Origin of the sequence: Amycolatopsis sp. lyj-23 (assembly GCF_046549135.1) — a bacterium.
Lineage (GTDB): Bacteria > Actinomycetota > Actinomycetes > Mycobacteriales > Pseudonocardiaceae > Amycolatopsis.
The window spans coordinates 587,715-609,729 of the sequence record NZ_JAJPWN010000002.1; the positions used below are offsets into that span (position 1 = coordinate 587,715).

Annotated in this window: 18 protein-coding genes; 6 read left to right on the forward strand and 12 right to left on the reverse strand. The window is 72.2% G+C overall.

Annotated elements, in window-relative coordinates:
• Positions 1-173 precede the first annotated feature (173 nt).
• The gene (locus ACLJPY_RS05325) at positions 174-1,175 is read left to right on the forward strand and encodes a LacI family DNA-binding transcriptional regulator (RefSeq protein WP_410586884.1); all 1,002 of its coding nucleotides are present in this window, start codon (positions 174-176) and stop codon (positions 1,173-1,175) included.
• A 97-nt stretch (positions 1,176-1,272) separates the two neighbouring features.
• The gene (locus tag ACLJPY_RS05330) at positions 1,273-3,600 is read left to right on the forward strand and encodes a glycoside hydrolase family 2 TIM barrel-domain containing protein (protein WP_410586885.1); all 2,328 of its coding nucleotides are present in this window, start codon (positions 1,273-1,275) and stop codon (positions 3,598-3,600) included.
• Between the two features lie 9 nt (positions 3,601-3,609).
• On the opposite strand, the gene ACLJPY_RS05335 is transcribed toward ACLJPY_RS05330, so the two are convergent.
• On the reverse strand, positions 3,610-4,362 hold the full coding sequence (locus tag ACLJPY_RS05335; protein WP_410586886.1) for a TetR family transcriptional regulator: 753 nt from the start codon (positions 4,360-4,362) through the stop codon (positions 3,610-3,612).
• Positions 4,363-4,450: 88 nt separating this feature from the next.
• Here ACLJPY_RS05335 and ACLJPY_RS05340 point away from each other — a divergent pair, with 88 nt between their 5' ends.
• On the forward strand, positions 4,451-5,596 hold the full coding sequence (locus tag ACLJPY_RS05340) for an FAD-dependent monooxygenase (protein WP_410586887.1): 1,146 nt from the start codon (positions 4,451-4,453) through the stop codon (positions 5,594-5,596).
• A 271-nt stretch (positions 5,597-5,867) separates the two neighbouring features.
• On the opposite strand, the gene ACLJPY_RS05345 is transcribed toward ACLJPY_RS05340, so the two are convergent.
• A complete protein-coding gene (locus ACLJPY_RS05345; protein WP_410586888.1) occupies positions 5,868-6,545 on the reverse strand; it encodes an NUDIX hydrolase in 678 nt (225 codons plus the stop codon).
• 78 nt (positions 6,546-6,623) lie between these two features.
• On the opposite strand from ACLJPY_RS05345, the gene ACLJPY_RS05350 reads away from it, so the two are divergent.
• Both ACLJPY_RS05350 and ACLJPY_RS05355 read left to right on the forward strand, forming a co-directional pair.
• Positions 6,624-7,625, forward strand: a complete 1,002-nt coding sequence (locus ACLJPY_RS05350; RefSeq protein ID WP_410586889.1) for an SPFH domain-containing protein — start codon at positions 6,624-6,626, stop codon at positions 7,623-7,625.
• A complete protein-coding gene (locus tag ACLJPY_RS05355; RefSeq protein WP_410586890.1) occupies positions 7,622-8,491 on the forward strand; it encodes a hypothetical protein in 870 nt (289 codons plus the stop codon). Before ACLJPY_RS05350 ends, ACLJPY_RS05355 begins: the two co-directional genes overlap by 4 nt.
• A 46-nt stretch (positions 8,492-8,537) precedes the next feature.
• Here the strand turns inward: ACLJPY_RS05355 and ACLJPY_RS05360 are convergent, their stop codons facing one another.
• Both ACLJPY_RS05360 and ACLJPY_RS05365 read right to left on the reverse strand, forming a co-directional pair.
• Positions 8,538-10,751 (reverse strand): glycoside hydrolase family 15 protein, encoded by a 2,214-nt coding sequence (locus ACLJPY_RS05360; protein ID WP_410586891.1) that lies wholly within the window; start codon positions 10,749-10,751, stop codon positions 8,538-8,540.
• Between the two features lie 414 nt (positions 10,752-11,165).
• Positions 11,166-11,861 (reverse strand): TetR/AcrR family transcriptional regulator, encoded by a 696-nt coding sequence (locus ACLJPY_RS05365; protein ID WP_410587008.1) that lies wholly within the window; start codon positions 11,859-11,861, stop codon positions 11,166-11,168.
• Between the two features lie 88 nt (positions 11,862-11,949).
• On the opposite strand from ACLJPY_RS05365, the gene ACLJPY_RS05370 reads away from it, so the two are divergent.
• Entirely contained in the window at positions 11,950-12,945 is a 996-nt protein-coding gene (locus ACLJPY_RS05370) for an aldo/keto reductase (RefSeq protein ID WP_410586892.1), read from the forward strand.
• Here the strand turns inward: ACLJPY_RS05370 and ACLJPY_RS05375 are convergent.
• The 8 genes from ACLJPY_RS05375 to gcl all read right to left on the reverse strand — a co-directional run bounded on the left by ACLJPY_RS05375 (position 12,924) and on the right by gcl (position 22,015).
• Positions 12,924-14,024 carry a glycerate kinase gene (locus ACLJPY_RS05375; RefSeq protein WP_410586893.1) on the reverse strand — a complete coding sequence of 367 codons (1,101 nt, stop codon included), beginning with the start codon at positions 14,022-14,024 and terminating at the stop codon, positions 12,924-12,926. The genes ACLJPY_RS05370 and ACLJPY_RS05375 overlap by 22 nt on opposite strands.
• Complete coding sequence (locus ACLJPY_RS05380; protein WP_360270310.1) at positions 14,021-14,398, reverse strand: gamma-glutamylcyclotransferase; 378 nt, start codon at positions 14,396-14,398, stop codon at positions 14,021-14,023. Before ACLJPY_RS05380 ends, ACLJPY_RS05375 begins: the two co-directional genes overlap by 4 nt.
• A gap of 10 nt (positions 14,399-14,408) precedes the next feature.
• On the reverse strand, positions 14,409-15,854 hold the full coding sequence (locus ACLJPY_RS05385) for an NCS2 family permease (RefSeq protein ID WP_410586894.1): 1,446 nt from the start codon (positions 15,852-15,854) through the stop codon (positions 14,409-14,411).
• Between the two features lie 110 nt (positions 15,855-15,964).
• Positions 15,965-16,510, reverse strand: coding sequence for a nucleoside deaminase (locus tag ACLJPY_RS05390; protein WP_410586895.1), 546 nt, complete (start codon positions 16,508-16,510; stop codon positions 15,965-15,967).
• Position 16,511: 1 nt separating this feature from the next.
• On the reverse strand, positions 16,512-18,803 hold the full coding sequence (gene pucD, locus ACLJPY_RS05395) for a xanthine dehydrogenase subunit D (protein WP_410586896.1): 2,292 nt from the start codon (positions 18,801-18,803) through the stop codon (positions 16,512-16,514).
• The gene (locus ACLJPY_RS05400; RefSeq protein WP_410586897.1) at positions 18,800-19,270 is read right to left on the reverse strand and encodes a (2Fe-2S)-binding protein; all 471 of its coding nucleotides are present in this window, start codon (positions 19,268-19,270) and stop codon (positions 18,800-18,802) included. Before ACLJPY_RS05400 ends, pucD begins: the two co-directional genes overlap by 4 nt.
• Positions 19,261-20,130: an FAD binding domain-containing protein gene (locus tag ACLJPY_RS05405; protein ID WP_410586898.1), complete on the reverse strand. Its 870-nt coding sequence runs from the start codon at positions 20,128-20,130 to the stop codon at positions 19,261-19,263. Before ACLJPY_RS05405 ends, ACLJPY_RS05400 begins: the two co-directional genes overlap by 10 nt.
• 196 nt (positions 20,131-20,326) lie before the next feature.
• Positions 20,327-22,015 carry a glyoxylate carboligase gene (gcl, locus tag ACLJPY_RS05410; RefSeq protein WP_410586899.1) on the reverse strand — a complete coding sequence of 563 codons (1,689 nt, stop codon included), beginning with the start codon at positions 22,013-22,015 and terminating at the stop codon, positions 20,327-20,329.

Consider the following 22,015-nt stretch of genomic DNA (forward strand, 5'->3'; position numbering starts at 1 on the left):
CCCAGCCCGGAACTCGCGTGATTGAGCCCGTAACTCGCGAGTCCCGCCTCCAATCACGCGAGTTACGGCTCCAATCACGCGAGTCTCGGTCTTGATCACGCGAGTTGGGCCTTCCGTCACGGCCTGTGGAGGTGTCGGGTAGCGGGGTGGGCGGGGGCGGGCATACTCGACGGGTGTCTCCGAGCAGCACCGAACCCCGGCGGGTGACGATCCACGACGTCGCCCGCTCGGCCGGGGTCTCCCGGCAGACGGTGTCGCGGGCGCTGAACGACAAGGGCGAGATCGACGGCTCGACCAAACAGCGCGTCCTCGACGCCGCACGGACGCTCGGGTACCGGCCCAGCCGCTTCGCCCGGGGCTTGGTGCGGCCGGACACCACCACGATCGGCCTGGTCGTGCCGGACCTGCTCAACCCCTTCTTCACCGAGGTCGCCTCCGGTGCGCTGGCGGCGGCCCGGGCCCGCGGCTGGCACGTCGTCGTCCACGACACCGCCGACGACCCCGAGCAGGAACTCGCCACCCTGCGGGTGATCGGCACCCAGGTCGACGCGGTCACCGGCTACTTCGGCCGGTCCGAGGACGACCTCGAGCGCCTCACCGCGGGCATCCCGGTGGTGCTGATCGGCCGCGAGCCGCGCACCCCGCGCTTCAGCGGCATCGGGATCGACGGCGAGGACGGCGTGCGCGAGGCCGTCGCCCACCTCGTCTCGCGCGGGCACCGGCGGATCGGCATGCTCGACGGCCACCCCGTCCCGAGCGTCCGCCGCCGGTGGTTCCTGCGGGCCGCCGCCGAGTGCGGGGTCTCCGTGCAGCCCGGCTGGATCGGAGCGGGCGCGCAGAGCGTCGACGGCGGGAGCGCGGCGCTGGCCGCCCTGTTCACCGCCCACCCGGACGTCACCGCCCTGTTCGCCTTCAACGACGTGATGGCCATCGGCGCCCTGCGCGAGGCCCGCCGGTTCGGCCTGCGCGTGCCCGCCGACCTCGCCGTGGTCGGGTTCGACGGGCTCGCCCTCGGCACCCTCGTCGAGCCGGAGCTCTCGAGCGTCGCGATCGACACGCGGGCGGTCGGCGCACTGGCCGTCGAGCAGGCGGCCCGGCTGGTCACCGGCGAGACGCCGCTCGAGCCCGCCGAGCTGATCGTCCGCGCCCGCCTCCACCTGCGCGAATCCGCCTGATCGCTTGACACCCGGTTCCGCCGCGCCGCAGACTGCGGAGCAGTCCGTGAACGTTCACGGGAACGTTCTCGGACGTGGCGAGCGCGGAAGGGACCCGATGTCGTACCTGGAAGACCCCGGCCCCGGCCGGGGCTCGCTCCCGCCGCGCGCGGCCTTCACCTCCGACGCACCCGCACTGTCGTTGAACGGCACCTGGCGCTTCCGGCTGTCACCGAGCCTCGCGGCCGCCCCGGCGGGGATCGAGGCCGAGCGGTTCGACGACTCGGCGTGGGACGAGCTGCCGGTGCCGTCGCTGTGGCAGCTGCACGGCCACGGCCGGCCCGCCTACACGAACGTGCGGTACCCGTTCCCGGTCGACCCGCCGCACGTGCCGTCGGAGAACCCGGCCGGGGACCACCGGCTGCGGTTCGGGTTCCGGACGGTGACCGTCGAAGGCGGGCAGCTGAAGGTCAACGGCCGTCCGCTGATGCTGCGCGGGGTGAACCGCCACGAGCACGACCCGCGCACCGGGCGCGTGGTGTCGCCGGAGACGGCGCTGGCCGACGTCCTGCTGATGAAGCGGCACAACGTCAACGCCGTCCGGACCAGCCACTACCCGCCCGATCCGGCGTTCCTCGAGCTGTGCGACACCCACGGCCTCTGGGTGATCGACGAGTGCGACCTGGAGACCCACGGCTTCGAGCCGCTGGGCTGGGCCGGCAACCCGAGCGGCGACCCGAGGTGGGCCGAGGCCTACCTCGACCGGATGCGGCGCACGGTCGAGCGCGACAAGAACCGGCCCAGCGTCATCCTCTGGTCGCTGGGCAACGAAAGCCACACCGGCGAGAACCTCGCGCGGATGGCGGAGTGGGTGCACCACCGCGACCCGACGCGGCCGGTGCACTACGAAGGCGACCACGACTGCGCCTACGTCGACGTGCACAGCCGGATGTACGCCTCGCACGAGGACGTCGAGCGCATCGGCCGCCGGGAGGACGACAACACGCGGCGTCGCGACCTGCCGTTCCTGCTGTGCGAGTACGGGCACGCGATGGGCAACGGCCCGGGCGGGCTGCTGGAGTACCGGGAGCTGTTCGAGCGCTACCCGAACTGCCAGGGCGGGTTCCTCTGGGAGTGGATCGACCACGGCATCGCCGACGGCGGGCACTTCGCCTACGGCGGGGACTTCGGCGAGCCGATCCACGACGGCAACTTCGTCATCGACGGCCTGGTCTTCCCCGACCGGACGCCGTCGCCGGGGCTGCTGGAGTTCGCGAAGGTCGCCGAACCGGTCCGGATCGCCGCCGATCCGGCCGGGATCCGGGTCAGCAACCACTACGACTTCGTGAGCACGGCGCACCTGACGTTCACCTGGACCCTGGAGGACGAAGGAATCGCGGTCGCTCAAGGTCTTCTCGCCGTTCCCAGGGTCCAATCAGGACAGAGCACCACGGTCCCGCTCCCCGATCTGCCCACGACGAGCGGCGAGTCGTGGCTGACCGTGTCGGCGTCGCTGACGTCGGCGACCGCCTGGGCGCCGGCCGGGCACGTCGTCGGCTGGGGGCAGCTGGCGGTGTCGGCCGCGCCGGCCGCGGCACCGCTGCCACCCCGCGGCCCGGTGTTCCGCACCGGCGGACGATTGGTGCTCGGCGCCGGCGAGTTCGACCCGGCGACGGGTGTCCTGACCGCGCTCGGCGGCCACGCGGTGCGCGGGCCGCGCCTCGACGTCTGGCGGGCGACGACCGACAACGACCGCGGCACGTTCGCGGGACCACCGGCCGCCGAGCAGTGGCGGGAGGCCGGGCTGCACCGGCTGCAGCACCGGGTGATCACGGTCGACGCGGACGGCGAGGAACTGGTGGTGCGCACGCGCGTCGCCCCGCCGGCGCAGCCGTTCGGGCTGTTCGCCGACTACACGTGGACGGCGTTCGGGGACCGCCTCCGGCTGCGGGTTTCGGTGACCCCGGACGGCGAGTTCCCCGGCACGCTCCCCCGGCTCGGCCTGACGATGGCGGTCCCGGGCGCGCTCGGCTCGGCCGAGTGGTTCGGCGGCGGCCCCGGCGAGGCGTACCCGGACAGCCGCCAGGCGGCGCGGATCGGCCGGTTCTCCCGCAGCGTCGACGGACTGCAGACGCCATACGTGTTCCCGCAGGAGAACGGCAACCGCACGGCGGTCCGCTGGGCGCGCCTGACGGCCCCGGACGGTGCGGGCATCCGCGTGGACGGCGAGCCGGTCTTCGACTTCACGGCCCGCCGCTGGACCGCGGCGGCACTGGAGGCGGCGCGGCACCCGGATGAGCTGGTGCCGGACGAGGTGGTGCACCTGACGCTGGACGTCGCCCAGCACGGGCTGGGAACGGCGTCGTGCGGGCCCGGCGTGCTGCCGCAGTACCGGCTGGTGCCGCAGAAGACGGAGTTCACGCTGTGGTTCCGGGCCTTGATTTGACCTCGTGTCTCAAAAAGTCTCAGAAGTCGTCTCATTAATGGAGAGGTGGCGGTAGACGGTGGCCCGGGAGACACCGAGCTCGGCCGCGATGTCGGCGGGAGCACGCCCGGCTTCGTAGAGACGCCGGGCGGCCGAGACGGTCTCGGCGCTCATGGCGGGCGGCCGCCCTCGACGGCCTTTGCGCCGCTCTTCGCTCGACGCGTCGGGCGGCCGCTGAGTGTTGGCCGGCTCTTCGCTCGTTGCCGTGACCAGCCGCTGCACGCCGTCGAGGATCGCTGCTCGCAACTCGGTTTCCGGCGCCTCCGCGAACAGGACCACCGGGTCGCTGAGCATCGCGATCGCCTGCGCTGCGCGGACCCGCGCCGCGAAATCCGCGTCCGGGCCCGCGACCAGCGCGTTCGCCTTCAGCATCCCGTTGCGGAACCGCTCGAACACCGCCGCCGACGCGGTCAGGCCCAGGTCGCGCAGGTTCATCCGGAGCAGGTACCGGTGGGTCAACCACACTTCCAGGAGTCCTTCGAGGGCCGCCCGGCGGACGTCGGCCGCCTTCGCCGCCGCGGCCAGCGCGGCTTCGAAGTCGGCCAGCATCGGCTCGGCCAGCGCCGCGACGATGTCCGCCTTGCCCGGGAAGTGGTACAGCACCGCCGTCTTCGTCACGCCGACGCGTTCGGCCAGCTCCCGCACCGACGTCTCGTGGAAGCCGCGCGCCGAAAACTCCGCCAGCGCCGCGCGCAGGATCTTCGCCCGGGTGTCGTCCGTCATCTTCCGAGCGTAGCCCGGTTGCCTGACCGACGGACAGGAGCGTACCGTCGCGACTGACCGATGGTCAGGACCGAGATGGGGGCATTTGATGACCGAACGAACCGTATTGATCTCCGGTGCCGGCGTAGCCGGGCCGACTCTGGCGTACTGGCTGGGCCGCGCCGGCTTCCGGCCCACCGTCGTCGAACGCGCCGCCGGGCTGCGCTCGAGCGGGAGCCCGGTGGACGTCCGCGGGCCGGCGGCGCGCGTCGCGGAGCGGATGGGCGTCACCGCGAAGCTGCGTGAAGCGAGCACGAGCGCCGAGGCGCTGATCTTCGTCGACGACGCGGGCCGGCGCACCGGCCGGATCCCGATGCGGCTGTTCGGCGCGGACGGCGACATCGAACTCCCCCGCACCGACCTTGCGGCGATCCTTCACGACGCGGCGCACGAGCACGCCGAGTTCGTGTTCGGAGACTCCGTCACCGAGCTGCGCGAAGACGCCGGCGGCGTCGACGTCACGTTCGAGCGGGGTGCCCCGCGGCGGTTCGACCTGGTGCTGGGCGCGGACGGGCTGCATTCGGCGGTACGGCGGCTCGCGTTCGGCCCGGAGCAGGCGTTCGTCGAGCACATGGGCGTCTACATCGCGACGCTGCCGCTGACCGGGCCGCCGCCCGACCCGGCGGCGATCGAGATGTACAACTCGCCCGGCCGCGCGGTGGCGGTGCACCCGTCGCGCGGGCACGGCATCGCGGCGTTCATGTTCCGCGGCGCCGCGCTGCCGGGCTTCGACCACCGCGACACGGCACTGCACCGGCGCCTGCTGACCGAGACCTACGCGGGCGCGGGCTGGCTGGTTCCGCCGTTGCTGGACCAGGTGCGCACGGCGGACGACCTGTACTTCGACTCGGTGAGCCGGGTCCGCATGGACCGCTGGAGCACGGGCCGCATCGCACTGACGGGCGACGCGGCCTCGTGCGTGTCCCTCTTCGGCGACGGCTCGTCGCTGGCGATGGCGGGCGCGTACACGCTGGCGGAGGAGCTCGGCCGGACCCCGGACGACCCGGCCGCGGCGTTCCTCCGGTACGAGACGGCGCACCGGAAGCTGGTGGAGCCGAAACAGCGAGCGGTCCCGACGGCGGCGGCGCTCCTGATCCCGGCCACCCGGGGCGGCCTGGCGGCCCGCAACTTCGGCACGCGCCTGCTGCCACTGGTCTCGGCGGCCCGGCGGTGGGTTCCGGCCCGAGCGGCGTAGGCGGAGGCCGGGCCGCTCACCGGCGGCGTTCGGCCCGGATCGAGCTGGTGAGGAACGCCGGGCAGCGGCGGCGCCGCAATAGCTGTGCCGCGGCGGCGCGAGCCGGGCCGGGCCGGGCCGGGCCGGCGTCGAACGGAAACGCCCGGCATCACCGGCGCCGCAACGACTGCGCCTGGGCGGCGAGCCGACCCCGCAGCCAAGACCGGCACCACCGGCCGAGCCGGTCAGCCCGACCGGCCGCAACCCAGGTACCCGCCACCAGCCAGAGCCGTCAGCTGCGCAGCATCGGTGGGTACAACACCTCCGCCGTGCCGCGCCGGTACAAGCGGGCCGGGCGGCCGCCGTCTCGGGTGGTTGTCCGGCCCGTGGGCTCCAAAAGACCCTCCGCGCCCGTCACCTTGCGGTGGAAATTGCGCGGGTCCAGCCGCGTGTCCCACACCAGTTCGTACACCCGGCGCAGCTCCGCCACGGTGAACTCCGGGGCGCAGAACGCCGTCGCCAGCGGGGAATACTCCAGTTTCGCGCGGGCGCGCTCGACGCCGTCGGCGAGGATGCGGTCGTGGTCGAACGCCAGGCGCTCGGTCCGCAACGCCCGGACCGGTGCCCAGCGGGCCTCCGCCGCGTCCGTGCCCGCGCGGGGCACCGGGAGGTCCGGGGCCAGCGCCAGGTACGCCACCGTCACCACCCGCATCCGCGGGTCGCGGTCCGGGGCGCCGTAGCCCGCCAGCTGTTCGATGTGGACGGCCCCCGGCGCCAGGCCCGTCTCCTCCGCCAGTTCGCGGCGCGCCGCGTCCGCCAGGTCCTCGTCCTCCCGGACGAACCCGCCCGGCAGCGCCCACTCCCCCAGGTACGGCTCGACGCCGCGGCGCACCAGCAGCGCGCACAGCTCGTCGCCGGTCAGGGTGAGCACGACGAGGTCCACGGTGACGGCGAACGGTGGGTGACCCATGCCACCCACCCTAATCGTCAGCTTGACGATTAACCAGTCCACCCCATATCGTCACGCCGACGATAAGAGGAGGACTCCATGGCCGACATCGACCGCCGCTTCGGGTTCCGGCACCTGCGCGGCGCCCCGACCGTCCACATCCGCCACTACCGCCGCGGCAAGCTCGCGCACGACGGCGTCGGGCTGTCGTTCTGGTACCGGCCGCTCACCGCGGTCGTCTCGGAAGTCCCGGTCGACGACCGCGAGCTGCCGCTGCTGTTCCACGCCCGCACGGCCGACTTCCAGGACGTCACCGTCCAGCTCGCCCTGACCTTCCGGATCGAGGACCCGGCACTGGCCGCGCAGCGCATCGACTTCTCCATCGACCCGGACACCGGCCGCTGGAGAAGCGACCCACTGGCGCAGATCAGCGGGCTGCTCACCGAAAACGTCCAGCAGTACGCGGTCGAGGTGCTGACCCGCACTCCCCTGGCCACCGCGCTCGTCGACGGCGTCCGGGCGGTCCGCGACCGGATCCGCGCGGGCCTGGCCGAGGAGGACACGCGGCTCGCGCAGACCGGTTCCGCGGTGATCGACGTCCGCGTCGTCGCGATCCGGGCCGAGCCGGAGGTCGAGAAGGCACTCCAGACGACCGCGCGGGAGAAGGTGCAGCAGGAGGCCGACCGCGCGACCTTCGAGCGCCGGGCGCTCGCCGTTGAACGCGAACGCGCGATCAGCGAAAACGAGCTGCAGAACCAGATCGAGCTGGCCCGCCGCGAGGAGCAGCTGCTCGCCCAGCGCGGCGCGAACGCCCGCCGCCAGGCCGAAGAGGCGGCGGCGGCGAACCGCATCGAGACGGAGGCGCAGGCTTCGCGCGAGGAGCGGCTGACGCAGGTGAAGGCCGAGGGCAAGCGGGCACTCGGCGAAGCGGAAGCGGCGGGCGAGGCGGCCCGGCTTGCGGCCTACCGCGACCTGCCCGAGAGCGTGCTGACCGGGCTGGCGCTCAAGGAGCTGGCGGGGAACCTGCCGCAGATCGAGAGCCTGGTCCTGACGCCGGATCTGCTCACGCCGCTGCTGACGAAGCTGGGGGTGCGCTCGTGAGCCTGGCGCCGCGGGTCGTGCTCGTCCACCGCCGCACCGAGCTGGCCGAACTCGTCGCCCGCCACGGCACCCGCGGCCAGGCCGAGTTCTTCCTCCGCACCCGCGGCCGCGACCTGGCCGAGGTGACCGCGGCCGACGCCGCCGTGCGCGCGGCGCTGGCCGCGGTGTCGGCGGCGATCCCGCTCGACTGGCGCCGCGGCGAGGTCGAACGCGCGGACCTCGACCGGTTCCTCTTCACGCCCGAGGACGTCGTCGTGGTGGTCGGGCAGGACGGCCTGATCGCCAACGTGGCCAAGTACCTCGACGGCCAGCCGGTGATCGGGATCGCGCCGGGCGCACCCGGGGTGCTCGTGCGCCACCCGCCGGCGGCGGCCGCGGACCTGGTGCGCGCCACCGGCAACGTCGAGCACCGCACGATGGCCGAGCTCACCGCGGACGACGGCCAGCGGCTGTTCGCGCTCAACGAGATCTATCTCGGGCACCCCGGGCACCAGACGGCCCGCTACCGGCTGGGGGTCGGTGGCGGGCGGGCCGAACGCCAGGCGTCGTCGGGGATCCTCGTCGGGACGGGCACCGGCGCCACGGGCTGGTGCGGGTCGGTGTGGCGCGAACGCGGCAGCGCGCTGCGTCTGCCCGCGCCCGGCGAGGCCCGGCTGGTCTGGTTCGTGCGCGAAGCGTGGCCGTCGCCGACGACCGGAACCACCTGCACCGAAGGGGATTTGACGCAGGCGCCGCTGACCGTCGAGGTCGAGTCCGACCGACTGGTCGCCTTCGGCGACGGCCTCGAAGCCGACACGGTCGCCCTCACCCGCGGCCAGACGGCGACCTTCGCCCCCGCGGCGAAAACCGTCCGCCTGGTGCGCTGACCACCGGTCCGGCACACCGAGGGGGCGTGCCGGGCCGGCGGTTTCTTCAGCTGCCGTAGCGGGTTTTGACGATCGACGGCGTGTCGAGGTCGTAGCCGGCGTCCATGCTCTGCGCGAGCCGCAGGTACTGGCCCTCGGCCCACATCAGCGGCCCGGCGCTCCCGGTCGGGCGGCCGAGGCCGAAGCAGCCGGCGTCGGCGCGGTCCCAGACCTGTTCGGGCACGAAGTACCCGTCGTTGGCCGAGTCCGCCATGGACTTCAGGTAGACCGCCGCCGAGCGGCCGTTGGCCAGCTCGTACTCGCCGCGTTCCCCGGACAGCACCGGCCACAGCCGCCCGAACCGCTGACTGCCACCGGCGGGCCAGCCGCTGCAGCTCGCGGTGCTTTCGCCGTAGTTGTCGTGCGGGTAGCGGTGGAAGTAGACGTCGCCGTTCGGCAGCGTCACCTGCACCGCCGAGTTGCCGTCCGACGCCGCGGCCGTCGGCGCGACCGAGCCGGCGATAGTCGGGTCGCCCGCCGGGCGGATGCCGAGCCGCACCAGGTCGAGGAACCCGAAGTCGGTGACGTCGTGCTCGTAGAAGCAGCCTTCGTCGAAGCAGATCGTCGCGGTGTCGTTCGGGTTGCCGGACCGGTCGAGGCGTTCGTAGTAGGTGTGGCCGCCCCAGTAGCCGGACGTCGTCACGGTCCAGCCGGCCAGGGAGTTGCGCCAGGAGTCCGCGGTCGACTCCCACGACGCCGCGCTCCCGGTGTCGCCGTTGGCCCGCGCGATCGCGCCCGCCGCGATCAGCCCGGCGATCTCCGCGGCCACCGAGGACGGCGACTTGCCGTACTGCTCCTCCCACCGCTCGGTGGTGTCCGGACCCGTCGCGACGATGTGGTTCGCCGTCGTCTTGACCTTGGCGTAGGTCGAGGCGTCGGTGACGCCGGTCAGCCAGGCCAGCAGGATCGCGTCGGCGTCCTGGTCGAGCTGTTCGCAGCAGCCGAGCTGCTGGGCGCTCGCGCCCGCGACCCCGGAAACCGGGCTGTAGCGCGGGAACGACCCCGCCGGGTACGTCGTGCCGTCGCCGGCCGTGGGGCTGCCGATCCACTGGGCGCTCCAGAGGAACTGGGCCATCCGCTTGGCCTGTGCGCTGTCGCCCGCGGCGAGGAGACCGGTCGCCTGCTGGTAGAGGTCACGGCCCCAGACGCGGTGGTAGCCGTCGTTGAGGTGGTCGCCGTTGGTGTAGTCACCCCAGGGGGTCGCGAGCCCCGCGACGCTCGCCCCCGGGTGCTGCTTGTCTTCGGCGGTCTTCAGCGCCATGGCGGCGACGTAGTAGGCGCGCCGGCGTTGCGTGTCGCCGGAAACGCTGGCGGGCGCGGGCTTCAGGCTGCCCACGTAGGAGTTCCAGCCGCTGCGGTAGGACGTGGCGATCGACGAAAAGCCGCTGCTCAGCGAGCCGCTCGCGTTCGCCGTGGCCGCCGACGCGGTGGTTCCGTAGCCGAGTGCCACGGTGAACGTCGTGTCCGTGCCGACCGGGATCTGGCCGCACTGGACCACGTTGCCGGTGCCGGAGATCGTGTCGAACTGGTTGTTGAGCACCTTGTCGGCGCGGAGGTCGGTCAGGCAGTCGCTGGCCGCGCCCGAGTAGCCGTTGTCGTGGGCGGTGAAGCCGGTGGAGACGCGCAGTGCGGAGACGACCGTGGTGCTCGTGCCGCCGAAGAGCGTTTCGGTGCCACTGGCGAGGAGTCCGGTGCCGTCCCACCAGGCGTTGTCGTTCGCTCCGCCGCCGGCCATCGAGGGGTTGGCCAGGAGGTACAGGCGGTAGGTGCCGCCGTCGAGGGACTGGAAGCGGGAGTTCGTGACGAGAGTCGGGCGGCCGGGGTCGGTGACGTAGTCGGTGGTGATCCGGTACTTGCCGCTCTTCGCCGTGTTGGTGATCGTGTACTGGAGGGCCTTCTCGTCGGGCATCGTCACGACGTGGGTGGTGGCGTCTCGTTCCAGGTCCACGAACGTTGCGCCGTCCGTGATCACGTACTGCATGTCCTGCATGTTCGGGACGTCGGCTCTCGGGTAGAAGACTTCCGAGGTGACTCCGTTGGCGACGGTGAACCAGACCGGGCTGGTTGTGGTCGTGGAGGTGCCGAGGGCTGATTTGTTGCCCGTCGTCCAGGAGGCTCCGCTGCCGCAGCAGTCCGTTGCCGTTCCAGTGGCCTGGGCTGGTTGGGGGAAGAGTGCGGCTAGGAGGATTGCTGCTGCTGTGCAGGGTTTCCACCTGATCATTCGGACCCTCCGACGGCGTTGTCGTGGATATGTTGTTGGTCGCAACATATTGAGTCGTGTTGGGGTGACACGCAATGTCCGGTTGGGCTGGATCGATTCAGTCTTCTACCGGATGGCGTGGTGGGTTTGCGTCTTCGCAACCCCGAAGCCCGGATTGTGACTACGGCCGACGGCACCGCGTCAAGGCGGGAAAGCGTGCCTTGACCCGGTGCCGCCGGCCGTGTTCTGGCTTCGGATCGGGGTTGCGGGGGGTCTGGGTTGCAGTCTGGTTAGGAGGCTGCCGGAGTGTTCGGCTTCTGGTTCGTGCTCTGCCGGGGCGGTTCGGCTTTCAGTTGGTGCTTCTGCCGGAGGTTCGGCTTCCCGTTGGCGGGCTGCCGGGAGGCCCGGCTTGCCGTTGGCGGGGCGCTTGCCTGTCTACGCGTTGGCGATTCGGTCCAGCCACTCTGCCAGCAGGACTCGCTCGGCCTCGGTGAGCGCTGTGGCCTCCCGCAGGCCTGCTCGTAGGGCGATTGCCCGCTGCGGCAGGTCCGATCCCCCTGCCTTTTCGCTTTCCGTCAGGATTCGGGTCAACACCGTCTCGCGGGCTGTTGGCGACAACTGCGGGTCTCGGTCCTGCTCCGGTGTTGCGATCAGGGCCAGCACCACGCCCACGCCCGTTGCGTGCACCAAGCGGGCCGCTCGCTCGACGCCCACCCGCAGCCTGCCCGCCGCCGCCACTCGCTCGACGATGCTTCGCAACATCGTCTCCGCTTCGCGTGCCGCCGGGGACGTGTGGCCGGGGCGGGCGTCGCCGTACATCAGTACGTAGAACTCCGGGCGGGACAAGCCGAACTCGATGTGCAGGTCCCAGCCTCGGCGGAGGTCCTCCACCGCGTCGCCCGTCGATCCCAGTGCGCGCTTGCTCTTCAGGTACTCGTCGAAGCCGTACGCCGCCACCGCGTCGAGGAGGCCGTCCTTGTCGCCGAAGAGGCGGTACAACGCCGGCGGCTGGACGCCCGCCGCCGCGCTCACCGCGCGCGTCGAGAGGCCGTCGCGGCCCTCGGCCGCCAGCAGCGCTGCCGCCGCTTCGAGGATTCGCGCGCGAGTGTCCTCTGCCGTCTTCGTTGCCATGGTTTCGATGATAACAACTTGCCGGTAGCGTGTGTTCGGTATCGATGATATCTTGATCGTAGTATCAACGGAAACACGGGAGAGTTTCATGCGTACCCGCACCCTCGGCCGGACCGGTCCGGCCGTCAGCGCCCTCGGTCTCGGGCTGATGGGCATGTCCGATCTCTACGGCCCCGCCGACGAGACCGAGTCCGTCGCCACCATCCACGCCGCCCTGGACGAAGGGGTCACCCTGCTCGACACCGGGGACTTCTACGGCATGGGGCACAACGAACTGCTGCTGCGCGATGCGCTGCGCGGCCGGGCGCGGGAGCAGGTCGTCATCAGCGTCAAGTTCGGCGCCCTGCGCGGGCCGGACGGCAGCTGGCTCGGCTACGACAGCCGTCCCGAGGCCGTCAAGAACTTCCTCGCCTACAGCCTGCGCCGGCTCGGCACCGACCACGTCGACATCTACCGGCCCGCCCGGCTCGACCCGGCCGTGCCGATCGAAGACCAGGTCGGCGCGCTGGCCGAGCTCGTGCGCGCGGGGTACGTCCGGCACATCGGGCTGTCCGAGGTCGGAGCCGGGACCCTGCGCCGGGCCGCCGCCGTCCACCCGATCTCGGACCTGCAGATCGAGTATTCGCTGCTCTCGCGCGGCATCGAAACGGACATCCTGCCGACGGCCCGCGCGCTCGGCATCGGTGTCACCGCCTACGGCGTCCTCTCGCGCGGTCTCCTCAGCGGTCACTGGACGCCGTCGCGCGAGCTGGCCGCCGGTGATTTCCGCGGCCACAGCCCGCGGTTCCAAGGCGACAACCTCGACCGCAACCTCGCGCTGACCGAAGCGCTGGGCAAGATCGCCGCCGCCAAGGGCGTCACCACCGCGCAGCTCGCCATCGCCTGGGTCGCCGCCCAGGGCGACGACATCGTCCCGCTCGTCGGCGCGCGCACCCGGACCCGGCTGGCCGAGTCACTCGGGACCGCGGACGTCGAGCTCACCGACGCCGACCTGGCGGAGATCGAGGCGGCCGTACCCGCCGGCGCGGCGGCGGGTGGCCGGTATGCCGCCGCCCAGCTCGATCACCTGGACAGCGAGAAGTAGTCCAGCGCGACGCGGCGGGCGAGGCGGCGCAGCAGCGGCGCCGCCTCCGCCATGCACCGCGCCGGGTCCGGCTCCAGGTCCGTCAACGCGTACGCCGCCGAAATCCCCGCCTCCGCCAGCTGACCGGAGGTGAGCCGGCAGCGCCCGGACACCGCGATGCACGGGATGCCCCGGGCCGCCGCGGCGCGGGCCACTCCGGCCGGGGCCTTGCCCGACAAGGTCTGCTCGTCGAGTGAGCCCTCGCCGGTGATGACCAGCGACGCCCCGGCCAGGGCCGCGTCGAACCCGAGCAACTCCAGCAGCAGCTCGATGCCGGGGCGCAGCCGGGCACCGAGCACGGCCATCGCCGCGAAGCCCACTCCCCCGGCCGCCCCGGCACCCGGCCGGGAAGCGAACTCCGGTCCGGCGATCGACGCCCAGTGCCGCAGGGCGGCGTCCAGCGTCTCGACGTCGGCGGCTGTCGCGCCTTTCTGCGGGCCGTAGACGGCGGCGGCTCCGCACGGGCCGTACAGCGGATTGTCCACATCACTCGCCAGCTCGATGTCCACCTCGGACAGGCCGGACAAGTCCAGTGAAGCGAGCCGCGCGAGAGCCGCACCGCCGAAGGGCAGCTCGCGTCCGGTGTCGTCCAGCAGCCGGGCGCCCAGCGCGGCCAGCATGCCGGCGCCGCCGTCCGTGCCCGCGCTGCCGCCCACGCCGAGCACGATCCGGCGGCAGCCCGCCCGCACCGCGGCCGCGATGACGTCGCCGGTGCCGGCGCTGGTCGCGGTGAGCGGCTGCGGCGGCCCGGGCAGGCGGTGCAGCCCGGATGCCTCGGCCAGCTCGACGACCGCGGTGTCGCCGCGGACCGCGTAGGACGCCGTCACCGGAACGCCCGTCGGGCCGCGGGCCGGGACCTCGACGCGGCGGAACCCGGCGGCGACGGCGGCGGCGACCGTGCCGTCGCCGCCGTCGGCCACCGGGAGTTCCCGCACCACGAGGCCGGGGTGGGCGTCGGCGAGGCCGGCAGCCACCGCCGACGCCACCTCCGCCGCGGTCAGCGACCCCTTGAACTTGTCCGGCGCGACCAGGACCTTCACGCGCTCGCCTTGAAGGCCCGCCAGTCGCCGATCTCGGTGATGTCCCGCAGGGCGACGTGCGAGGTGTACGGCCGGCGCAGCAGCATCGCGAACGCCGAACTGCCGTCGGCCAGCTCCACCACGCCGAGCTCCAGCTCGTGCGGCTCGGCCGGGAGCACCTTGTCCCGCAGTGCGTCCAGCGAGACGTCGTAGACCTCGCCGGTCACCGCCGCGCCGCCGTGCGACACCGGGTACAGCGCCGGGCACTGGTCCCCGACGGCGTAGAACCGGTACTTCGGCGCGGTGTCGGTCACGGCCACGAACGGCGAGCCGTCCAGGAGGTGGTGCAGCGGTTCGCCGCGCATGGCGCCGCCGTTGAAGAACATCAGGGCCACGGGGATCTCCTTACCGGAAGAGGGTTTCGACACCGTCGATGGCGAAGTACACCGCGAACACCAGCGCCAGCAGCGAAAGCAGCCAGCCGGCCTCGCGCCACTTGCCGCGGCCGACCTTGATCAGCACGAAGGCGATCAGGCCGGCGCCGACGCCGTTGGTGATCGAGTAGGTGAACGGGATCAGCGCGGCGGTCAGGAACACCGGGATCGTGTAGTCCGGGTCGTGCCACGGGATGGTCCGGCACTGCGCCACCATCATGCCGCCGATGACGACCAGGGCGGGCGCGGCGGCCTGGGCCGGGACAACCCCGGCGAGCGGCGTGAACAGCAGCGTCCCGGCGAACAGCAGCCCGGTGACGACGCTGGCCAGCCCGGTCCGCGCCCCTTCGCCGACGCCGGCCGCGGACTCGAGGAACACCGTGTTCGGCGACGAGCCCGCGACGCCGCCGGCGATCGCCCCCGCGCCGTCGACCAGCAGGATGCGGCCCATCCGCGGGACCTTGCCGTTCTTCGACAGCCCCGCTTCGTCGGAGACGCTGGTGATCGTGCCCATGGCGTCGAAGAAGCCGGACAGCACGAGCGTGAACAGGAAGACCGTGGCCGCGAGCGCGCCCGCCGAGGCGAAGCCGCCGAACAGATCGATGTGCCCGAAGAGGCCGAAGTCCGGCGCCGCGACGACGTGGTCCGGCAGCGCGGGCGTGGTGAGCCCCCAGCCGCCGACGCCGAACACCTGGTGCAGCACGACGGCGAACGCGGTGGCCACGCCGATGCTGATCAGCACCGCGCCCGGCACCTTGCGGGCCACCAGCACGATCATCAGCAGCAGACCGACGCAGAACACGACGATCGGCCACCCGTGCAGGTGCCCGCCCGCCCCGAGGCGCACCGGGACCGTCGTCTGCGCGGAGTCCGGCACCCGGGTCACGAACCCGGCGCTGACCAGGCCGACGAGCGCGATGTAGAGCCCGATCCCGACGGTGATCGCCGTCTTGAGCGGCCGCGGGATGGCGTTCATGATCCGCTCGCGGACGCCGCTGACGGCCATCAGCACGATGCAGACGCCTTCGAGCACGACCAGCCCGAACGCCTGCGCCCAGGTCATCGACGGCGCCATCTGGAAGGCGACGATGCCGTTGATGCCGAGCCCGGCGGCCAGCGCGAGGGGCGCGTTGCCGACGAGTCCCATGAGGACGGTCATCACGGCAGCGGCCAGCGCGGTCGCGGTGGTCACCTGCGCGGCGGAGAGCCGCGCGCCGGTGATGTCGGCGGAGGCGCCGAGGATGAGCGGGTTGAGCAGAACGATGTAGGCCATCGCGACGAACGTCGTGACGCCGCCGCGGACTTCACGGCCTATCGTGCTCTGCCGGGCCCGCAGCTCGAACAGCCTGTCGAGCAGCGATCGGCGTTGTCCGGGTACGTCGTCGACTACGGTGGTGGGGACTTCGGTCTGGGTCATGCGTCCTGCCCTTGCCGGTGGGGGGCGCTCGGCCAGGCCGAGGCACAGCGCCGTGCCTGGGCGAGCGGGACGTTCGATGGGGTTGTGCTCCGGTCAGCTGGCCTTGTGGGTCAGTAGTCGGTGCGGTCGGCCTTGTCGAGCCAAGCCGCGAAGGGCGCGAAACCGTCCTTTGCGGACAGTCTCGTGACGGGGACCGTCCAGGTGTCGCGGGGACGGTCGAACAGTTCGTAAAAGGCGCGGTCGTCGAAACCGGCCTTGGCCGCGTCGTCGCGGTCCGCGGCGTAGACGACCTTGGCCACCCGCGCCCAGAGCGCCGAGGACAGGCACATCGGGCACGGCTCGCAGCTGGAGACGAGCACGCAGCCGTCCAGTTTGAACGTGCCGAGCGCCTGGCAGGCCGCGCGGATAGCGACGACCTCGGCGTGCGCGGTCGGGTCGAGGTTGGCGGTGACGCGGTTGACGCCGGTCGCGACGACCTCGCCGTCCTTCATGATCAGTGCGCCGAACGGGCCGCCGCCGTTCGCGACGTTGGTCTCCGCGATGCGGACGGCCTGGTCGAGCCATTCGGTCTCGGCGGAAATCCCCGTGTCTTTGCGGGGGTCCGGGTGACGGAGCCCCCGGCCCGGGGCGGAGCCCCGGGGTGTCGCGGTGGTCATCTCAGGCTCCTGTGATGTGTTCGGGGCGGATCGGGACGCGCGGCAGCTCGAGGCCGGTGGCCGCGCGGATGGCGTTGGCGATCGCCGGCGTGGCGGAGATCGTGGGCGGTTCGCCGACGCCGCGGACGCCGTAGGGCGCGTGCGGGTCGGGTCGTTCGAGGACCTCGAGGCGCATCGGCGGCACGTCGAGGATGGTCGGGATGAGGTAGTCGGTGAACGACGGGTTCCGCACCTTGCCGTCCTGGACCAGGATCTCCTCCATGACGGCGAGGCCGAGGCCCTGCGCCGAGCCGCCCTGGATCTGGGCGACGACGGCGTCGGGGTTCATCGCCTTGCCGACGTCCTGGGCGCAGTCGAGCTGGACGACCTTGACCAGGCCGAGGTCCAGGTCGACGTCGACCACCGCGCGGTGGGCGGAGAACCCGTACTGGACGTGGGCGTCCCCCTGGCCGGTCTCCGGGTGGAGCGGGTAGGTGGGGCGGTGGTGGAACTCGCGGGTCTCCTCGATCGCGGTCTCCCCCAGCAGCTCGGCCAGGTCGGCGACGACTTCGCCGTCGGCCGCGACGACCTTGCCGCCCACCAGGGACATGCCCTCGGCAGGCACCCCGAGCCGCGCGTAGACGGCCTCCGCGACCGCACGGCACGCGTTGCGGACCGCCCCGCCGGTGACATAGGTCTGGCGGGACGCCGAACTGGAGCCCGCGTCGCCGACGCTCGTGTCGGCCGGGTGCACGGTCACCCGCGGCACGCCCAGCTCCGTGCGGGCGATCTGCTGCTGCAACGTCACCAGGCCCTGTCCGACTTCCGCGGCGGCCGTGTGGACCATCGCCACCGGCTCACCACCGAGCACCTCCAGGCGGACCCGGGCGGTCGAGTAGTCGTCGAGCCCTTCGGCGTAGGAGATGTTCTTGATCGTGACGCCGTAGCCGACACCGCGCACGACACCTTCACCGTGCGTGGTGTTGGACGCGCCGCCGGGCAGCTCGCGGATGTCGACGTGCTCGCCGCGCGAGGGTGGCAGCGGCAGGTCGCGGACCCGCTGCACCAGCTCGGCCACCGGCGCCGGGAAGTCGACCACCTGACCGGTGACCACAGTGGACCCTTCGCTCAACGCGTTGCGGATGCGCAGTTCCGCCGGGTCCATGTCCAAAGCGGACGCCAGCTTGTCCATTTGGGACTCGTAGGCGTAGGTCGGCTGCACCGCGCCGAGACCGCGCATCGCGCCGCAGGTCGGGTTGTTGGTGTAGACACCCCAGCCCTCGATGTGGGCGTTCGGGACGTCGTACGGGCCGACGCTGAGCGTGGTGCCGTTGCCGACCACGACCGGGGTCTTCGACGCGTACGCGCCGCCGTCGAAGTACAGCTTCGCGCGGACGTAGACGAGCTTGCCGTCCTTCGTCGCCCCGTGCTCGTAGTACATCTTCGCCGGGTGGCGGTGCACGTGTCCGAAGAACGACTCCAGGCGGTTGTAGCTCATCTTCACCGGCCGCCCGGTGCGCAGGGCCAGCATGCACGAGTGGATCTGCATGGACAGGTCCTCGCGGCCGCCGAACGCCCCGCCGACCCCGGACAGCGTCAGGCGCACCTTCTCCAGCGGCAGGCCGAGCGCCTTCGCCGTCTGCCGCTGGTCGACGTGCAGCCACTGGGTCGCCAGGTAGAGGTCGACGCCGCCGTCCTCCGCCGGGACCGCGAGCCCCGATTCGGGACCGAGGAACGCCTGGTCCTGCATGCCGATCTCGTACACACCGGACACGACCACGTCCGCCGTGGCCGCCGGATCGCCCTTGACGATCCGCTGGTGGCGGACCAGGTTCCCGCCCGGGTGCAGCTTCGGCAGCGTGTCGTCGTGCGCGGCGCGCTCGGGGTCGGTGACCGGCTCGAGGACGTCGTACTCGACGACGATCTCCTTGAGCGCCTGCCGGGCGGTCTCCGGGTGGTCGGCGGCCAGGATCGCGACCGGTTCGCCCTGGTAGCGGACCAGGTCCGCGGCCAGCGCCGGCGTGTCCTGGTACTTGAGGCCGTAGACGTTCTCCCCCGGCACGTCCTCGTGCGTCAGCACCGCGTGCACCCCCGGCCGGGCCAGCGCGCGGGAGACGTCGAGGCGCACGATCCGCGCGTGCGGGTGCGGGCTGCGCAGGGTGGCGCCCCACAGCATGTCCTCGTGCCACAGGTCCGAGGAGTAGGCGAACTCGCCGCGGACCTTGAGCGTGCCGTCCGGGCGCAGCGGGCTTTCGCCGATGCCGCCGGCGATCGTGTCGTGCAGCTCCTGCGGGGAACGGGCCGGCGCGCTCATCGGACGGCCTTCTTCGCGGCGGCGTCGCGGACGGCGCCGAGGATCTTCTCGTAGCCGGTGCAGCGGCAGAGGTTCCCGGCCAGCGCCTCGCGGATCTCGACGTCGCTGGGGTCCGGGACGCGCTCGATCAGGTCGTGCGCGGCGACCAGCAGGCCGGGCGTGCAGAACCCGCACTGGACGGCGCCGCGCTCGACGAACGCCTCCTGCACCGGATCGAGGACCTCGCCATCGGCCAGTCCTTCGACCGTGACGACCTCGCGGCCCTCGGCCTGTCCCGCCGCGACCAGGCACGCGCACGCCGGGACGCCGTCGAGGTAGACCGTGCACGAGCCGCATTCACCCTGCTCACAGGCGTTCTTCGAGCCCGGCAGGCCGAGCCGCTCGCGCAGGACGTACAGGAGGCTTTCGCCTTCCCAGACGTTGTCCGCGCGGCGGTGTTCGCCGTTGACAGTGACGTTCACGCGCACTTCGCGCTCCCTTCGGAGTATTCGGTCCACGCCCAGGTCAGCGTCCGGCGCGCCATGACCCCCAGGGCATGACGTCGATAGGCGGCGCTGCCGCGGACGTCGTCGATCGGCGCGGCGGCCGCGGCGACCAGGTCGCCGAAGCGGCGTTTGACCGAGTCGGTCACCGGCCGGCGCGACTCCCAGTCCAACTCGCCGGCCAGGAACTCCTCGGCCTCGACGGCCCGCCGCGGGGTGGGCGCGGCCGAGCCGATGCCGGTACCGACGCGTTTTTCGGCGGGGTGCAGCGCCAGCCCGAAGGCGGCGACGGCGATCACCATCGCGTTGCGCGTGCCGATCTTGCTGAACTGCTGCGGTCCGGTGGCCGGCTTCAGCAGCACGGCCGTGATCAGCTCGTCCGGCGCCAGGACGTTCCGCTTGACGCCGGTGTAGAAGTCCTCCGCGGCGACGACCCGGGTACCGCGGACCGAGGCGATCTCGACCTCGGCGCCGGCCGCGAGCAACGCCGGGTGCGAATCGCCCGCGGGCGACGCCGCGCCCAGATTGCCGCCGACGGAACCGCGGTTGCGGATCTGCGGTGACCCCACGGTCCGCGCGGCCATCGCCAGGCCGGGTAGCTGCGTACCGAGCTCGGCGATGATCCGGGCGTAGGACACGGCCGCGCCGATCCGGATCCGGCCGCCGTCGGTGCCGTGTCCGTGCAGCTCGGGCACGCGCCCGAGGTCGAGGAGCGACTCCGGGCGGCGGTGGTCGAAGTTGAGCTCGACCATCACGTCCGTGCCGCCGGCGATCGGGACCGCACCGGGGTTCGCGGCCTTCGCGGCGAGCGCGTCGGCCAGCGAGGCGGGTCGGAGGAATTCCACTGTGGACGTCCTTTCGGGGCTGCTTCGGCAAGAAGTACACACGCTGCCGTGTGGCCCGGACCACGGCTGAACCCCCGAAAACCGGGTGAATTTCCGGCCCGCGTTTGTACTTTTCTCCAACGACCGCGCCGCGGGCACGCCAAGGCCGCCGCACGAGGCCGGATTTCGTGCGGCGGCCTTGGTCGGACGCGGGGTGTTACGCGGGCTCGAACTCCTTGACGGCGTCCAGGGCCGCCCCCATGGCGGCGTTGCCCTCACGCTCGATCATGATCTCCACCAGGACCGGCCGGCTGGTGCGCTCGGCCTCCTTGCGCGCCCACTCCAGGGACGTGCGGATCTCGCCCGGCTCGTGCACGCGCGTGCCCGAGCAGCCGTAGGCCTCCATGATCTTGACGTTGTCCGTGCCGTTCGCGTCGTAGTGGATGTCGACCTCGAAGTTCATGTCGTACCCGGTCTCGGCCTGGCGGATCAGGCCGAGGTACTCGTTGTTGAGCATGATCAGCACGAACCCGACGTCGTACTGGGCGGCCACCGCCAGCTCCTCGACCAGGAACTGGAACGAGTAGTCGCCGACCACGCCGACGACCTCGGCGTCCGGCCGGGCCTTCTTGACGCCGATCGCGGCCGGGATCTCCCAGCCGAGCGGGCCGGCCTGGCCGCACACCTGGTAGTGCCGCGGCTTGTGCGCCCGCTGGAACTGGCCCGACCAGATCTGGTACAGCCCGATCGCGGTGACGAAGTAGGTGTCCTCGCCGAAGGTTTCGTTGATCTCCCTGAACACCCGCGGCGCCTTGATCGGCAGGCTGTCGAAGTCGTCCCGCCGCGGCAGCGCCGTCTTGAGCTCCCCGATCCGGGCGACCCACTCCCGCCGCGGCTTCGGTTCGCGCCGCTCGAGTGCGGCGAGCAGCGCGTCGAGGAACTCCCCGGTGTCGGAGACGATGCCGAGGTCGGGGCCGAACACCTTGCCCAGCTGCGTCGGCTCGATGTCGACGTGGACGAACTTGCGGTCCCCGCGGTACACCGACAGCTCGCCGGTGTGGCGGTCACCGAACCGGGCGCCCAGCGCCAGCACCAGATCGGCCTCCAGGAAGGCGGCGTTGGCCCAGCGCTGGGACGTCTGGATGCCGGCCATCCCGGCGAACAGCTCGTGGTCTTCGGGGAAGCTGCCCTTGCCCATCAGCGTGACCTGGACCGCGACGTCGAGCCGTTCGGCCGCGGCCCGCAGCCGCTCGCTCGCCTCGCCGAGGACGACCCCGCCGCCGGCGAGGATGAGCGGGCGTTCGGCGGCCAGCAGCATGTCCAGGGCCCGTTCGACCCGCGCGGGCGCGGGCTTCACCGCGGTGACCGGCAGCGGTGAGTCGATCGACGAGTCCCATTCGATGTCCTGCTTCTGGACGTCGATCGGCAGGTCGATCAGCACCGGGCCGGGCCGGCCGGACCGGGCGACCCGGAACGCCTCGCGCAAGATCCACGGCAGCTGCGCGGCCTCCTTGACCTGCACCGCCCACTTCGTCACCGGTTTGGCGATCTCGACGATGTCGACCGCTTGGAACGCCTCCTGGTGCAGTTTGTCCGTCGCCGCCTGGCCGGTGATGCAGATGATCGGGATCGAGTCCGCGTGCGCGGTGTAGAGCCCGGTGATCATGTTCGTCCCGGCCGGCCCGGACGTGCCGATGGCCACGCCGACGTTGCCGTTCGTCCTGGCCCAGCCGTCGGCCATGTGCGTCGCGCCCTCTTCGTGGCGGACGATCAGGTGCTCGATCGCCCGGCCTTGTAGGGCGTTATACAGCGGGAGGATCGCGGCGCCGGGGCAGCCGAAGACGGTGTCGACGCCTTCGCTCTCCAGGACGTCGACGACCGCCTGCATCGCGGGGATTCTGGGCAT

Excerpts from the sequence above, each read along its gene's own strand:
- ACLJPY_RS05350 (WP_410586889.1), top strand. The coding sequence starts at position 6,624 with ATGGCCGACATCGACCGCCGCTTCGGGTTCCGGCACCTGCGCGGCGCC.
- ACLJPY_RS05345 (WP_410586888.1), bottom strand. The coding sequence starts at position 6,545 with ATGGGTCACCCACCGTTCGCCGTCACCGTGGACCTCGTCGTGCTCACC.
- gcl (WP_410586899.1), bottom strand. The coding sequence starts at position 22,015 with ATGCCCAGAATCCCCGCGATGCAGGCGGTCGTCGACGTCCTGGAGAGC.
- ACLJPY_RS05385 (WP_410586894.1), bottom strand. The coding sequence starts at position 15,854 with ATGACCCAGACCGAAGTCCCCACCACCGTAGTCGACGACGTACCCGGA.
- pucD (WP_410586896.1), bottom strand. The coding sequence starts at position 18,803 with ATGAGCGCGCCGGCCCGTTCCCCGCAGGAGCTGCACGACACGATCGCC.
- ACLJPY_RS05365 (WP_410587008.1), bottom strand. The coding sequence starts at position 11,861 with ATGGCAACGAAGACGGCAGAGGACACTCGCGCGCGAATCCTCGAAGCG.
- ACLJPY_RS05340 (WP_410586887.1), top strand. The coding sequence starts at position 4,451 with ATGACCGAACGAACCGTATTGATCTCCGGTGCCGGCGTAGCCGGGCCG.
- ACLJPY_RS05360 (WP_410586891.1), bottom strand. The coding sequence starts at position 10,751 with ATGATCAGGTGGAAACCCTGCACAGCAGCAGCAATCCTCCTAGCCGCA.
- ACLJPY_RS05390 (WP_410586895.1), bottom strand. The coding sequence starts at position 16,510 with ATGACCACCGCGACACCCCGGGGCTCCGCCCCGGGCCGGGGGCTCCGT.
- ACLJPY_RS05330 (WP_410586885.1), top strand. The coding sequence starts at position 1,273 with ATGTCGTACCTGGAAGACCCCGGCCCCGGCCGGGGCTCGCTCCCGCCG.
- ACLJPY_RS05335 (WP_410586886.1), bottom strand. The coding sequence starts at position 4,362 with ATGACGGACGACACCCGGGCGAAGATCCTGCGCGCGGCGCTGGCGGAG.
- ACLJPY_RS05370 (WP_410586892.1), top strand. The coding sequence starts at position 11,950 with ATGCGTACCCGCACCCTCGGCCGGACCGGTCCGGCCGTCAGCGCCCTC.